This is a genomic window from Streptomyces sp. NBC_00038, from assembly GCF_026343635.1.
Lineage (GTDB): Bacteria > Actinomycetota > Actinomycetes > Streptomycetales > Streptomycetaceae > Streptomyces.
Genome location: NZ_JAPELQ010000001.1, coordinates 8944865 through 8958328, shown reverse-complemented (window position 1 = coordinate 8958328; position 13464 = coordinate 8944865). Strand labels below are relative to the sequence as shown.

Sequence of the window (13464 nt, the reverse complement as noted above, 5' to 3'; positions counted from 1 at the left end):
TCGCCATGCCCAATATCGTTCCGAGTGTCACCGAGGGAACCCCGATCACGCCCTACAGCGTGACCACCACGACAGTGCAGCTCTTCCGGTTCAGTGCCGTCACCTGGAACGCCCACCGCATCCACTACGACACCGCGTACGCGCGGAGCGAGGGCTACCCGGACGTCCTCGTGCAGTCCCACCTGCACGGCTGCTTCCTCGCCAACGCCGTTCTCGCGTGGGCGGGCCCCGATGCCCGGCTGCAGTCCTTGCGCTGGGAGAACCGCGCCATCGCCATCGCCGGCAACACCCTCACCGTGACCGGCACGATCACCGCCAGTCGTGTCGCCGACGGCCGGCAGGTGATCGAGGTGGATCTCGAAGAGCGCGACCAGTACGGCGCGTTGTGCACCCCTGGCCACGCCGTCGTGGTCCTGCCCGTGCCTCGACCCGTAGGTCGGAGCCACCAGCAGGCGCCTACCATTCACGCTGAGAACGTCCCGACCCATGAGTAGGCTCAGCGAGTAGGCCAGGAGAACAACGCCATGACCATTACCGCGGAGGCGACCCAGCGACGCGCGGAAATCATCCGGGCCGCCGCACGGCTCTTCGACGAGAAGGGCTATCACAACACCGGCATGGACGACATCGCCGAGGCGGTCGGTCTCCGCAAGCCGACTCTCTACCACTATGTGAAGAGCAAGGTGGAGATCCTGGTCTGGATCCACAACGACGTCATGACCGACGTGTTCCCGCGACTCGAGGGGTACGTCGACGAGGGCCTCGATCCGCGCGAAACCTTGCGCCGCGTCGCCGCCGACATCCTGGAGATCATGGACACCCGGCCGGGCTACCTCCGGGTGTTCTTCGAGCACCACCGCGAAATCCCCGAGCCGCTGCGCACCGAGGCGGTGCGCAGCCGCGACCGGTACCAGTGGCTGGTCGAGTCGACCATCAAGGACGGCATCCGCCAGGGCATCTTCCGCGAGGTCCGTGTCCGCCCCGCGACCCTGGCGCTGTTCGGCATCACCAACTGGTCCTACCAGTGGTACAAGCCGGGCGGGAACTACCGCGAACTCGCCGACGAACTGCTGGACTTCTACCTGAAGGGCCTCGAACCACGATGATTTCACCTGGTGTCGCCGGGCGGCTCGCGGGCAGGACCGCGTTCATCACGGGCGCCGGCGGTGCGCTCGGCGCGGCGATCGCCGAGGCTTTCGCACGCGAGGGCGCGCGGGCGCTCACGCTCTCCGACATCCGTGTGGAAGCGGTCGGTGATCTGGCGGCGCGTCTGAGGCGAGACGGCGTTGAGGTCACCACACCAGAACTGGATGTCACCGACGGAGACGCTTTCGACCGTGCCGTCCGTAGCGCGGTCGAGGCCTTCGGCGGCCTCGACCTCCTGGTGAACAACGCCGGCGCCGTGTCGCCGAACGCTCGCATCCACCACGTCACCACGGACGATTTCGACCGTTGCGTTCGCATCAATCTCACCGGTACCTTCCACGGCGTCCGGGCCGCCGCACGCGTGATGCGGGACCGTGGCGGATCGGTCATCAACATCGCCTCGGTGGCCGGCCTCACGGCATGGCCGTACGCCGCGCCCTACGGCGTCGCCAAAGCAGGCGTCATCCACCTCACCCGTGTCGCCGCACTCGAATACGCCAAAGAGCGAATTCGCATCAACTGTGTTTGCCCGGGCGCGTTCCCGTCCGCGATCCACGACGGTGTCCCCGACGACGCCATGGACGTCATCGAAGCGCGCCACCCCTTCGGCCTGGGCAAGCCGCAGGATCTCACCGGTGCCGTCACCTATCTCGCCAGCGACGAAGCTGCCTGGACCACCGGCCAAGCCATCGTCGTCGACGGCGGTTACTCGCTGCCGTAGCTGAGCCTCGCGCGGCGCTTCAAGTCATCTGAGCGGAGGCGTGCTCGCGGCGCCCTCGCAGGCCGTCACGGGGTCACCCGGAGGATCAGGTCGTAGTCGGGGCCGGTGCGGCCGTTGGTCAGCACCCACAGCGAGCCGTCCGGGGCCTCCGTCACGAGCCGGAGCCGGCCGTACTGGCCGGTCAGCAACTGCTCGGGCGACGAGCCGTCGGTGGCGATCCGGTAGAGCCGCTCACCGCGCAGGCAGGCGACCCAGATACGGCCGTCGTGGTACGTCATCCCGCTGGGTGAGGCGTCGGCAGGTTTCCAGGTCGCGATCGGGTCCGTGAAGTCGGGCTCCCCACCGGTGCCCTCCACCTCGGGCCAGCCGTAGTCGGCGCCGGGTTCGACCCGGTTCAACTCGTCGAGGTTGTGGTGGCCGAACTCGGAGACGTAGAGCTGACCCTTCTCGTCCCAGGCGAGCCCCTGCGGGTCACGGAACCCCCAGCTGTACACCGGCGAGCCCTCGATCGGGTTGCCCGGTGCGGCCTTGCCCGTCGGCGTGACCCGCAGGATCTTGCCGCCCAGGTCGTTGCGATCCTGGGCCCTGGAACGGTCGTCGGCCTCCCCGGTGGTCACGTAGAGCATGCCGTCCGGGCCGAACCTGATCCGCCCGCCATTGTGGATCTCACCGCTGGGGATGCCCGTCAGGATCGGCTCGGGCGGAGCCGACGAGTCCAGCCGCAGCCGGCCCACCCGGCTGTCGTGCGCGGTGGTGTAGTAGACGTAGATCCAGCCGTCCTGTTCGTAGGAGGGGGAGACGGCCACTCCCTGCAGCCCGGCCTGTTTGGTCGGTTCGGCGATCTCCTGGATGGTCCGGACCTCGCTGAGCCGCCCGTCCGGGGTGACCTTGCGCAGACGGCCGGTCTCACGCTCGGTGACCAGCGCCGCCCCGTCGGGGAGGAACGCCAGGTCGAAGGGGAGGCGCAGCCCGCTCACGACCGGCTCCACGGCCGCCGGTTTCGCCTCCGGAGCGTCACGGACGGTCGGGCGGGCCCACCAGCCGAAGAAGGAACCGTAGGAGTAGATCCCGATGGCGGCCGCCGTCACCAGCAGACCGGCCAGGCCAAGTACGAGTATCCGTCGCCAGCGCACGCGGCGATCTTAGGAATCGCCCCGTCGGGCCATCCACCTCGGAACGGTGACCGTCAGCTGAAAAATTGGCTCTGCCGGCCAGAGGATTTCCGTCCGACGGAAGTCCTATTGCCGGGGTGTCGGCGCCATCGTCATGGTATTTCCGACACGACGTCGACGATGACGGGACCCGCCAATGCCGCACATGACTGCTTTCGCCAGGAACCAGTGGTACGTCGCCGCCTACTCGCACGAGGTGGGGCGCGAGTTGCTCGGCCGGACGATCCTCGGGGAGCCGCTCGTCTTCTACCGGACCGAGGAGGACGGGACGGCCGTCGCCCTGTCCGACCGTTGTGTGCACCGCCGCTTCCCGCTCTCGGAGAGCCGGCTCGACGGTGACCGGATCGTGTGCGGCTACCACGGGTTCACGTACGACACGACGGGCACGTGTGTGTACGTGCCGGGGCAGAAACGCATACCGCGGACGGCCCGCGTCGCCTCCTATCCGGTGGTCGAGCAGGACGCGCTGATCTGGGTGTGGGTCGGCGACCCGGCCCTCGCCGACCCGGAGGCCATCCCGCGCGCCCGCCACCTCGGCTCCCCCGACTGGGTCACGGTCTGCGGCATGGAGCCGATCGACGCCGACTACGGGCTGCTCGTGGACAATCTGCTCGACCTCTCGCACGAGACGTATCTGCACGGCGGCTACATCGGCAGCCCCGAGGTCGCCGAGACGCCGATCACCACCGAGGTCGACGAGGGCGCGGGGATCGTGCGGGTCAGCCGGCACATGGACGACGCCGAGTGCCCGCCGTTCTACGCCCGTTCGACCGGCATCGAGGGCCGGATCACCCGCTGGCAGGACATCGAGTACCACACCCCGTGTCTCTACCTGCTGCACAGCCGCATCGCACCGGTCGGTGTCCTGCCCGAGGCGGACGGCAGCGACCCGAACGGCTTCCACACCGAGATCACCTACGCCATCACCCCCTCGTCGGACGGCAAGGTGTACGACTTCTGGGCGGTCTCGCGCGACTGGGCCACGGAGGACACCGAGGTCACCGAGTTCCTGCGGAGCAACAACCACACCGTCGTCATGCAGGACGTGGACGCGCTCAACCTCTTGCAGAGGACGCTGGGTTCGGAGCGCAGCGGCTACCAGGAGCTCAGCATCAACATCGACACCGGCGGGCTGGCCGCCCGCCGTATCCTCGCCCGCCTGGTCGAGGAGGGCGACAAGCCGATGGAGAAGGTGCTGTGACGAGCCCGACCGGCGAGATCTACCGCATCGACTGGGTGCCGGGCACGGACATCCTGCACGGCACCTGTCACTGCGGTGCCGAGCACTCCGCCCAGGACCCGATCGAGATGTGGGAGTGGATGCTCGGCCACCCCGAGGGGCACTTCCCCGACCGCTCTCAAGGAAACAGCTCATGACCGTGTACGAGGCCGAACTCGTCGTCGAGCGACGGGAGTTCGCCGCCGATGGCGTGCTCGCCCTCACCCTTCGCCACCCGCTCGGCGAGGAGCTTCCCGCCTGGCAGCCGGGCGCCCACATCGACGTGTCACTCGGGCCGGAGCTGGAGCGGCAGTACTCGCTGTGCGGTGATCCGGCCGACCGGCTCTCATGGCGGATCGCGGTGCTGCGGGAGCCGGACGGGCGCGGCGGATCGTCGTACGTGCACGAGGAGTTGAGCGAGGGCGACAAGGTGCGGGTGCGCGGCCCGCGCAATCACTTCGCCCTCCAGGACGCCCCGCGATACCGGTTCGTCGCGGGCGGCATCGGCATCACGCCCATCCTGCCGATGCTCGCCGCGGCGGAGGCGGCGGGCGCGCAGTGGACGCTGCTGTACGGCGGGCGTACACGCGAATCCATGGCGTTCACCGGAGAGTTGGGCCGCTACGGGGACCGGGTGACCATCGCCCCGCAGGACGAGACCGGACTGCTGGATCTGGCCCCGTTGGACGCCCCTGACGCCCTGGTCTACTGCTGCGGGCCCGGCCCGCTCCTGGACGCGGTCGAGAAGCGGTGCCCCGCCGGGCTCCTGCACGTCGAGCGCTTCCAGCCGAAGGTCCAGGAGAGCGGCCCGGACGGTGAGTTCGAGGTGCTGCTGTCGCGGAGCGGGCGCACCCTGACCGTCCCCGCCGCTGTCTCCGTACTCGACACCGTGCGGGCCGCGGGCGTGGAAGTGCTCTACTCCTGCACCGAGGGCACCTGCGGGACCTGTGAGACGGAGGTCCTCGAAGGGACCCCGGACCACCGGGACTCGGTGCTCAGCGACGAGGAGCGGGAGGCGGGCGAGACGATGCTCATCTGCGTCTCTCGCTGCCTGGGGAAGCGGCTCGTGCTGGATCTGTGACCTGGAGGTCCGCCTCGATGCGGGCCACGGTGGCGAGCAGGTGGGGCAGCAGGTCCCGGCGGACGGAGTCCATGGAGTTGCGGCTGGCGTGCACCGGGATGTTCACGGCCGCCACGACCTCGCCGTCCCGGTCGCGTACCGGGGCGGCGACCGAGCGCAGCCCCTCCTCCAACTCCTGGTCGACGATGGCGTACCCCTGGCGCCGTACGCGCAGGAGTTCCACCTTGAGCGACTCGGCCAGGACGATCGTGCGTGCCGTCAGGGGCCGCAGTTCGGCGCGGGCGAGCCGGGCGTCGATCTCCTCGTCCGGCAGATGGGCGAGCATCACCCGTCCCACGGAGGTCACATGGGCGGGGAAGCGGGTGCCGACGGTGATCGTCGCGGTCATGATGCGGCTGGTGGGGACACGTGCCACGTACACGATGTCGTCGCCGTCGAGGACGCAGAGCGAGGACGACTCCCGTACCTGCGCGACGAGTTGCTCCAGATGGGGCTCGGCGAGGTCGGGCAGGGTGAAACCGGAGAGGTAGGAGTAGCCGAGCTCCAGCACACGGGGGGTGAGCCGGAACATCCGGCCGTCGGTGTGCACGTATCCGAGGTCGAGGAGCGTCAGCAGGAAGCGGCGGGCCGCCGCACGGGTCATGTCGCAGGTCCGAGCGACCTGACTGAGCGTCAATTCCGCGTGATCCGCGTCGAATGCGCGGATGACGGCGAGGCCCCGCTCGAAGGACCGGACGAAATGGGGCGCGCGGGCTGCCGCAGGCATCGTCGCCTCCAGATGGACGCACGGCGGGCGCCTTCTGCGCACACCAGGACGCATTTCGGTAACTGTCAACAATATTGTCAGCGAAAAGGATTGACCCCGTCGAAACGGGGTCCTAGTTTCCCGCTGAGCACTATTGTGCGGTGTGCGCACAGCCTGTCGGAACACTCTCGTCTGCACAGGAGGAGTAATGCGTCGTCTGCTTGCCGGTCTCGCGGTCGGATCCTTGCTGGTGGCCGCATCGGCCTGCGGTTCGTCCGACTCCGGGTCGTCGGACAAGAGTTCGTCGTCGGGCGGGACCACCACGGTCAAGGTGGGACTCATTCCCATCGTCGACGTGGCGCCCCTCTACCTCGGCCAGGAGAAGGGCATCTTCGCCAAGCACGGCCTCAAGCTGGAGGTGACCACCGCGCAGAGCGGCGCCGCGATCGTGCCGGGCGTCGTCAGCGGCCAGTTCCAGTTCGGGTTCTCCAACGTGACCTCGCTGATGATCGCCCAGACCAACAGCGTGCCCGTGCAGGCCGTGGTCAACGGCATCGCCTCAACGGGCGTGCAGGGCAAGGACTTCGGCGCGATCACGGTGAAGAAGGACAGCGCCATCAAGTCGGCGAAGGACCTCGAGGGCAAGACGGTCGCCAACAACGCCCTCAAGAACATCAACGAGACCGCGGTGCGCGAATCGGTGCGCAAGGCGGGCGGCGACCCCGACAAGGTGAAGTTCGTCGAGCTCCCCTTCGACCAGATGCCCGCCGCCCTCGACAGCGGCCAGGTCGACGCCGCCATGGTCGTCGAGCCGGCGCTCGCCACCATCAAGAGCCAGGGCGGCCAGGAGATCGCCTCGCCGTTCCTCGACGTCGCGCCGAACCTCACCATCGCCATGTACTTCACGTCGACGCAGTACCAGCAGCAGAACCCGGACGTCGTGAAGAAGTTCCAGGAGGCCACCGCGGAATCCCTCGCCTACGCCGACTCCCACCCCGACGAGGCCCGGGACATCGTCACCACGTACACGAAGATCCCGGCGGCGGTGCTGGCGAACGTGGTCCTGCCGAAGTGGCCGGCCGAGGCGAACCGTGCCTCGATCGAGGCGCTGATGAAGCTGGGCGAGGAGGACGGGCTGTTCAAGTCGACGCCCGACCTGGACAAGCTGCTTCCGTGAAGGGACTGAACGCCGCACTGGGTGCGGCCGGGCTCGCGGCCTTCCTCGCTCTGGGCGAGGCGGTGCCGCGGCTCGGCCTTGTCAAGGAGGAGTACTTCCCGCCGACCAGCCGTATCGCCGAAGCGCTCTGGCGGGAGCTCAAGGACGAGGTGTTCTGGACGGCGCTCGGGGACACCCTCAGGGGCTGGGGCCTGGGCCTGGCGATCGCGGTGAGCGCCGGAATCCTGGCCGGCGTGCTGATCTCGGTCGTGCCCCACCTGCGGGAGGCCACCGCCTCCACGATCGAGTTCCTCCGCCCGATCCCCTCCGTCGCCCTGATCCCACTCGCCGTCCTCCTCTACGGCACCGAACTCCGCTCCGTCCTCCTCCTCGTCGTGTACGCCTCCTTCTGGCAGGTCCTCATCCAGGTCCTGTACGGCGTCCAGGACGTCGACCCGGTGGCGGACGAGACGGCACGCTCGTACGGTCTCGGCACCTGGGCACGGATCCGCCATGTCCTGTGGCCCTCGGCCCTGCCGTACGTCATGACAGGCGTCCGGCTGGCCGCCGCGGTCGCCCTCATCCTCACCGTGACCGCCGAACTGGTCATCGGAGCACCGGGGTTGGGCAAGAACATCGGCATCGCCCAGACCTCTCAGGCCGTCCCCGAGATGTACTCCCTGCTCGTGGTCACCGGTCTCCTCGGCCTGCTGATCAATGTGGGGGCCCGCGCGCTGGAGCGGCGCGCGCTGGCCTGGCACCAGTCGGTGCGCGGGGAGGTGGCGGTGTGAAGCAGGTACTCCTGCGGTCGCTCTACGTCGTCGCACTGCCCGCGCTGCTCGTCGTGGTCTGGTGGTTCGCCTCCGACGGCAGCACCGACGTCTTCTGGCCGCCCCTTCGCACGATCCTCAAGACCTTCCCGGACGTCTGGACGGGCGAGCGGCTGCGCACCGACGTCCTGCCCAGCGTGGTGCGGCTCCTCGTCGGCTACGCGTCGGCGGCCGTCGTGGGCGTGGCGGTGGGCACGGTCATCGGCTCCTACCGGCGGGTCCGGGCCTTCTGCGAGCCGGTCCTGGAGTTCCTGCGCGCGGTGCCGCCGCCCGTGCTCGTCCCGGTCATCATGCTGTTCGCGGGCATCGGCGACACCATGAAGATCGTGGTGATCGCGAGCGGCTGCGTCTGGCCGATCCTGCTCAACACGGTCGAGGGCGTGCGGGCGGTCGACTCCGTGATGTCCGAGACGGCGCGTTCGTACGGCATCACGGGCGTCGCCCGGCTGCGGTACGTGGTCCTGCGTGCGGCGAGCCCGCAGATCTTCGCGGGGCTGCGCCAGGCGCTGTCCATCGGCATCATCCTGATGGTCATCAGCGAGATGTTCGCGGCCAGCAACGGCATCGGCTTCACCGTCGTGCAGTTCCAACGAAGCTTCGCGATCCCCGACATGTGGACCGGAATCCTCGTCCTGGGCCTGCTCGGATTCCTACTTTCCGTGGTCTTCCAGCTGGTCGAGCGCCGGGTGCTCGGCTGGTACCACGGTCGGCGCGCATCCTCCCGGCGGTCCCCGTGAAACTCGCGAAAGGGCGGTCCATGCTCGACGTACGCGGCCTCAACAAGGTCTACGAGGGATCCGGCCGCCGGGTGGAGGCGGTACGGGACCTCACCTTCACGGTGGAGGCGGGTGAACTCGTCTGTCTGGTGGGCCCGTCGGGGTGCGGCAAGACCACGCTCCTGAAATGCATGGGCGGACTGCTGACACCTACCGCCGGTGAAGTGCTGCTCGGCGGCCAGCGGGTCAGCGGGCCGCCGCCCGGGATGGCGTTCGTGTTCCAGGAGTACGGGCGCAGCCTGTTTCCGTGGATGCGGGTCGGCGAGAACGTCGAACTCCCGCTGAAGCAGAAGGCGTTGGGCAAGGCACGGCGCCGTGAGCTGGTCGCCGACGCACTGGAGTCGGTCGGGCTCACGGACGCCGCGGGGGCCTACCCCTGGCAGTTGTCCGGCGGTATGCAACAGCGCGTCGCCATCGCCCGCGCACTCGCGTACGAGCCCGATGTGCTGCTGATGGACGAGCCGTTCGCGGCGGTCGACGCGCAGACGCGCGCCGACCTGGAGGATCTCGTGCGCGGGCTGTGGCGGGAGCGCGGGATCACGATCCTGTTCGTCACCCACGACATCGACGAGGCCGTCTATCTGGGCGAGCGGGTACTGATCCTCTCCGCCTCCCCCACCGTCGTACAGGAGCAGCTGAAGGTCGATCTCCCGGACGAGCGGGACCAGTTGCACACCCGGGTCGCCCCGCGCTTCGCCGAACTGCGGACCCATGTGTACGAGCAGATCCAGGCGGCGAAGCGCGGGACACCCCTTGATCTCACGAAAGATACGCCTCCACCTCGCTGAGCTGGGCCGCCGGCCAGCCCGTGTTCCCGGTGACGTTGACCCTGAGGTAGCGCAGGTTCGTGCCGCTGGGCAGGGACACGGTGACCGTGTTCCCGGTGGCCGGGTCGAAGCGGTAGCCCGTCGAGGCGACGACGGTCGAGTACGAGGAACCGTCCGCGCTGCCCTGCACGGACAGGGTCTGCGTGCGCGCGCCCCAGGCCGCGGCGGGCGGGAGCTTCAGAACGACCCTGCGGGCGGCCTGAGTTGAACCGAGGTCGACCGTCAGTGCCTGCGGGAAGGCGTTGTTGGTGGACTCCCAGTAGGTGTTGGCGTCGCCGTCGACAGCCTTGCCGGGCGTGTAGACGTCCACCGAGCCGGTGGCCGTGGCGGGGCGGCCCTTGGCCAGGTTGGTGGTCGGCTCGGGGTCCGGGTTTCCGGAGCCGGGCTGGGGCCAGGCGGAGCAGTTGGACCAGGTGGTGTCCCAGCCGGAGTTGCCGCCGCCGTTGGTGAGGGTGAAAGTACCGCTCGGGTAGGGGCAGTTGTAGACACCCGCCGCGCCCACTCCGGTGGCCGTGACGTTGCTGAACCTGGCCGCGCCCTGCGTCTCGGCCTGGACCACGACCGTGCCGACCTTGTTGACCGTGGCGCCGGTGACGTTCACGTTGCTCGTCGCCAGACCGCGCCCGCCGCCCGACACGAACTCGAAGGCGCTGTACGGGCTGTCGGTGATCGTGGTGTTGGTGATGTTGACCGTGGCGTTGATCGCGCTGTCGTACGAGTCGACCCGCAACGCACCCATGGGATGGCCCCAGTTGGGGTTCATCGCACCGGCGCGCACGAGCGTGTTGCCGTCGACCGTGATGGTGCCCGCCAGCGGGTGGAAGGGGTCGAGGAACTTCTGGTTGGAGATCGCGATACCGCTGCCGAGCGCGTTGGTGTCGGAGACCAGGTTGTTCCTGACAGCGATGTCGGTGCCGCCATAGATCGCGATGCCGTTCGCCAGGTTCGGCTGCGAGATGGTGTTGTTCTCGAAACTGCTGTTGGTGTCGGGCGAGTTGAGCGACCACATGGCGAGCGAGTCGTCGCCCTGGTTGCGCAGGAAGTTGTTGCGGACCCGGACACCGTGCGCGTTCCCGTTCAGGTTGAGGCCGTCGGCGGTGGTGTCGAGGATGCGGTTGTTCTCGACGACGAGGTTGTCGTTGTTTCCCGTCAGCCAGAGGCCGACCTTGAGGTGCTGGATCCACATGCCGGAGACCGTGGAGTTCGGGCCCAGGGTGCCGTTGACGAAGTTGTCCGGGTTGGAGTCGACGCGCTCGGTGACCTCGCCGATGACCGCGAAGTCCCTGAGGCGGACGCTTCCGGACGAGCTGCTCTGGTCGATGAAGCGCGAGGCGCGCACGACGGAGTACCAGCTGCCCGCGCCCTGGAGGGTCACGTTCTGGACGCCGCTGAGCGAGGAGGTGATGCGGTAGTCGCCCGGCGGGATCCACACGACTCCCCCTTGTGCGGCGGAGATCGCGTCGCGGAAGGCCTGTGTCGAGTCGCCCTGCCCTGTGGGGTCCGCGCCCCTGTCGGTGACGGACACCGAGCCGGCGGGGCGTGCGGCGGCTGCCGCGACCTGCTCGAAGTCGGCCACGTCGACGGTGGCTTGGACGGAGGTGGCCTGGAAGGCGACCTTGTCGCCGGCCTGCACGTTCTGGCCCAGGAGCAGCCGGGCGTTGTCGTAGAAGTGGTGGGTCCTGGCGCCGGCGATCCAGGAGGTGTCCACGTACGAGTACTTGGAGGTGACGGCGAGGGTCTTGGTGATCTTGACACCGTTCACGTACACGTCGAGGGTGCCGGACTGGCCGTCGGGGACGCTGTAGGAGACGTTCACCGCGTTGGCCGCTCGGGGGACGGTGAACTCGACGCGCTGGCCCGCCGTCAGCCGTACGGCCTGCCGTCCTGAGGCTTCCGAGGCAAGCGTGCCCTGGGTGTAGTCGGGGCCGATCCGCGTGCCCGTGGAGGTGGCGGACTCGGCCTCGACGGAGGTGAAGGGGAGGGTGGCGCCCGCCGCGGTGACCGCGGAGTGGGCTGTGGTGGCGCTGAGCATGCCGGCGGTGAGGGCGACGGCCACGGCGGTTGCCGCTGTTGCTACAACTATTGGCATGCTCCTGACAGTTTTCGACATGTGCTGATCCCTTTCGTGTGGGGGTGCCGGGATAGCGGGGTGGAACGGCAGCCTGGCTGCGGTGTCAGGCGCGCAGCCAGGCCGCCGAGTCCTGGGGAAGCCGCCCCTCGGTGTCCAAGGGACCGCTGGTGAGGATGAGTTGGGAGTGTGGGGGGAGGTCGGCGGGGGTGTCGGAGAGGTTGACGACGCAGAGCACGCCGTCCGTGCGGGCGAAGGACAGGACGCCTTCGGCGGCCGGGAGCCAGGTGAGCGGTCCGTCGCCGAAGCCGGGTTCGGCGCGACGGACGCGGAGTGCCTCGCGGTAGAGGGCGAGCATCGAGGCGGGGTCGGCCGACTGCTGGTCGGCCGCGTACGCGGACCAGCCCACGGGTTGCGGAAGCCAGGGGTCACCGCCGAAGCCCGCGTGGGGCGCCTCCGCGATCCACGGCAGCGGGACCCTGCACCCGTCCCGGCCCGGGTCGGTACCGCCGGAGCGGAAGTGCATCGGGTCCTCGATGCGGTCGCGCGGTATCTCCGCCTCGGGCAGGCCGAGTTCCTCGCCCTGGTAGACGTAGACGGCGCCGGGCAGGGCGAGTGAGAGCAGGGCGGCGGCGCGGGCGCGCCGAGTGCCGAGGGCGAGGTCGGTGGGGGTGCCGAAGGCCTTGGTGGCGAAGTCGAAGCCGGTGTCGGTGCGGCCGTAGCGGGTGACCGTGCGTGTCACGTCGTGGTTGCACAGCACCCAGGTGGCCGGCGCGCCGACCGGGGCGTGCTCGGCGAGGGTCTCATCGATCGACGTACGCAGCCGTCCGGCGTCCCAAGGGCAGGACAGGAAGGAGAAGTTGAAGGCGGTGTGCAGTTCGTCCGGGCGGAGGTAGCGGGCGAAGCGCTCGGTGTCGGGGAGCCAGACCTCGCCGACGAAGATGCCGTCGTAGGCGTCGGCGACCGCGCGCCAGGATCGGTAGATGTCGTGGAGTTCGTCGCGGTCGACGAAGGGGTGCGGGTCGCGACCCTCGACGAAGTCGGGCAGGTCCGGGTCCTTGGCGGGCAGCGCGGCCGAGTCGATGCGGACACCGGCCACACCCCGTTCGAACCAGAAGCGCAGGACGTCCTCGTGTTCCTGCCGGACGGCCGGGTGTGCCCAGTTGAGGTCGGGCTGCTCGGGGGTGAACAGGTGGAGGTACCAGTCGCCGTCGGGCAGCCGGGTCCAGACGGGTTCGGTGGAGCCCGCGAACTGGGACGGCCAGTCGTTGGGCGGGAGTTCGCCGTGCTCGCCGCGTCCGGGACGGAAGTGGAACAGCTCGCGCTCGGGGCTGCCGGGGCCGGCCGCGAGGGCCGCGCGGAACCAGGCGTGCTGGTCGGAGACGTGGTTCGGAACGATGTCGACGAGGGTGCGGATGCCCAGCTCCCGTGCCTCGGCGATGAGTTTCTCCGCCTCGGCGAGCGTTCCGAAGGCCGGGTCGATGGCGCGGTAGTCGGCGACGTCGTAGCCGCCGTCGGCCATGGGTGACAGGTACCAGGGGTTGAACCACAGGGCGTCCACGCCAAGTTCGGCGAGGTAGGGGAGTTTGGCGCGGACGCCCGCGAGGTCGCCGGTGCCGTCGCCGTCGCCGTCCGCGAAGCTGCGGACGTACACCTGGTAGATGACGGCGGAGCGCCACCATTCGCCCTGAATGCGGGCAGGGGAATGCTGTCCCACGGTGCC

14 protein-coding genes are annotated in these 13464 nt (G+C 69.1%); 10 read left to right on the top strand and 4 right to left on the bottom strand.

The features are described from left to right. The first annotated feature begins 59 nt into the window (after positions 1-59). Genes OG219_RS40160 through OG219_RS40150 form a run of 3 tightly spaced genes read left to right on the top strand, consistent with a single transcriptional unit; the run spans position 60 to position 1867 of the window. On the top strand, positions 60-494 hold the full coding sequence (locus tag OG219_RS40160) for an acyl dehydratase (protein WP_323183328.1): 435 nt from the start codon (positions 60-62) through the stop codon (positions 492-494). Between the two features lie 30 nt (positions 495-524). Continuing rightward, positions 525-1106 carry a TetR/AcrR family transcriptional regulator gene (locus OG219_RS40155; RefSeq protein WP_266835179.1) on the top strand — a complete coding sequence of 194 codons (582 nt, stop codon included), beginning with the start codon at positions 525-527 and terminating at the stop codon, positions 1104-1106. Then, entirely contained in the window at positions 1103-1867 is a 765-nt protein-coding gene (locus OG219_RS40150; RefSeq protein WP_266835177.1) for an SDR family NAD(P)-dependent oxidoreductase, read from the top strand. The genes OG219_RS40155 and OG219_RS40150 overlap by 4 nt, the downstream gene beginning before the upstream one ends. Positions 1868-1932: 65 nt before the next feature. Here the strand turns inward: OG219_RS40150 and OG219_RS40145 are convergent, their stop codons facing one another. Continuing rightward, positions 1933-3000, bottom strand: a complete 1068-nt coding sequence (locus tag OG219_RS40145) for a sorbosone dehydrogenase family protein (protein WP_266835175.1) — start codon at positions 2998-3000, stop codon at positions 1933-1935. A gap of 175 nt (positions 3001-3175) precedes the next feature. Here OG219_RS40145 and OG219_RS40140 point away from each other — a divergent pair, with 175 nt between their 5' ends. Genes OG219_RS40140 through OG219_RS40130 form a run of 3 tightly spaced genes read left to right on the top strand, consistent with a single transcriptional unit; the run spans position 3176 to position 5339 of the window. Further along, positions 3176-4240 (top strand): aromatic ring-hydroxylating dioxygenase subunit alpha, encoded by a 1065-nt coding sequence (locus OG219_RS40140; protein ID WP_266835173.1) that lies wholly within the window; start codon positions 3176-3178, stop codon positions 4238-4240. Continuing rightward, on the top strand, positions 4237-4416 hold the full coding sequence (locus OG219_RS40135) for a hypothetical protein (RefSeq protein ID WP_266835171.1): 180 nt from the start codon (positions 4237-4239) through the stop codon (positions 4414-4416). Before OG219_RS40140 ends, OG219_RS40135 begins: the two co-directional genes overlap by 4 nt. Continuing rightward, on the top strand, positions 4413-5339 hold the full coding sequence (locus tag OG219_RS40130) for a PDR/VanB family oxidoreductase (RefSeq protein ID WP_266835169.1): 927 nt from the start codon (positions 4413-4415) through the stop codon (positions 5337-5339). The genes OG219_RS40135 and OG219_RS40130 overlap by 4 nt, the downstream gene beginning before the upstream one ends. Here OG219_RS40130 and OG219_RS40125 read toward each other — a convergent pair. Then, positions 5290-6105: an IclR family transcriptional regulator C-terminal domain-containing protein gene (locus tag OG219_RS40125; protein ID WP_266835167.1), complete on the bottom strand. Its 816-nt coding sequence runs from the start codon at positions 6103-6105 to the stop codon at positions 5290-5292. The two genes, OG219_RS40130 and OG219_RS40125, sit on opposite strands and share 50 nt — an antisense overlap. 187 nt (positions 6106-6292) lie before the next feature. Between OG219_RS40125 and OG219_RS40120 the strand changes: the two genes are divergently transcribed. The 4 genes from OG219_RS40120 to OG219_RS40105 are packed head-to-tail and all read left to right on the top strand — an operon-like array spanning position 6293 to position 9634. Further along, the gene (locus OG219_RS40120) at positions 6293-7261 is read left to right on the top strand and encodes an ABC transporter substrate-binding protein (protein ID WP_266835165.1); all 969 of its coding nucleotides are present in this window, start codon (positions 6293-6295) and stop codon (positions 7259-7261) included. Continuing rightward, positions 7258-8031 (top strand): ABC transporter permease, encoded by a 774-nt coding sequence (locus tag OG219_RS40115; RefSeq protein ID WP_266835163.1) that lies wholly within the window; start codon positions 7258-7260, stop codon positions 8029-8031. Before OG219_RS40120 ends, OG219_RS40115 begins: the two co-directional genes overlap by 4 nt. Next, positions 8028-8807, top strand: a complete 780-nt coding sequence (locus OG219_RS40110) for an ABC transporter permease (protein ID WP_266835161.1) — start codon at positions 8028-8030, stop codon at positions 8805-8807. The genes OG219_RS40115 and OG219_RS40110 overlap by 4 nt, the downstream gene beginning before the upstream one ends. Before the next feature lie 20 nt (positions 8808-8827). Beyond that, positions 8828-9634: an ABC transporter ATP-binding protein gene (locus tag OG219_RS40105; protein ID WP_266835159.1), complete on the top strand. Its 807-nt coding sequence runs from the start codon at positions 8828-8830 to the stop codon at positions 9632-9634. Here OG219_RS40105 and OG219_RS40100 read toward each other — a convergent pair. Continuing rightward, positions 9606-11762 carry a discoidin domain-containing protein gene (locus tag OG219_RS40100; RefSeq protein ID WP_266835157.1) on the bottom strand — a complete coding sequence of 719 codons (2157 nt, stop codon included), beginning with the start codon at positions 11760-11762 and terminating at the stop codon, positions 9606-9608. The two genes, OG219_RS40105 and OG219_RS40100, sit on opposite strands and share 29 nt — an antisense overlap. Before the next feature lie 85 nt (positions 11763-11847). Continuing rightward, complete coding sequence (locus OG219_RS40095) at positions 11848-13458, bottom strand: glycoside hydrolase family 13 protein (RefSeq protein ID WP_266835155.1); 1611 nt, start codon at positions 13456-13458, stop codon at positions 11848-11850. Positions 13459-13464: the final 6 nt, after the last annotated feature.

Excerpts from the sequence above, each read along its gene's own strand:
- OG219_RS40155 (WP_266835179.1), top strand. The coding sequence starts at position 525 with ATGACCATTACCGCGGAGGCGACCCAGCGACGCGCGGAAATCATCCGG.
- OG219_RS40150 (WP_266835177.1), top strand. The coding sequence starts at position 1,103 with ATGATTTCACCTGGTGTCGCCGGGCGGCTCGCGGGCAGGACCGCGTTC.
- OG219_RS40140 (WP_266835173.1), top strand. The coding sequence starts at position 3,176 with ATGCCGCACATGACTGCTTTCGCCAGGAACCAGTGGTACGTCGCCGCC.
- OG219_RS40130 (WP_266835169.1), top strand. The coding sequence starts at position 4,413 with ATGACCGTGTACGAGGCCGAACTCGTCGTCGAGCGACGGGAGTTCGCC.
- OG219_RS40125 (WP_266835167.1), bottom strand. The coding sequence starts at position 6,105 with ATGCCTGCGGCAGCCCGCGCGCCCCATTTCGTCCGGTCCTTCGAGCGG.
- OG219_RS40120 (WP_266835165.1), top strand. The coding sequence starts at position 6,293 with ATGCGTCGTCTGCTTGCCGGTCTCGCGGTCGGATCCTTGCTGGTGGCC.
- OG219_RS40105 (WP_266835159.1), top strand. The coding sequence starts at position 8,828 with ATGCTCGACGTACGCGGCCTCAACAAGGTCTACGAGGGATCCGGCCGC.
- OG219_RS40100 (WP_266835157.1), bottom strand. The coding sequence starts at position 11,762 with ATGCCAATAGTTGTAGCAACAGCGGCAACCGCCGTGGCCGTCGCCCTC.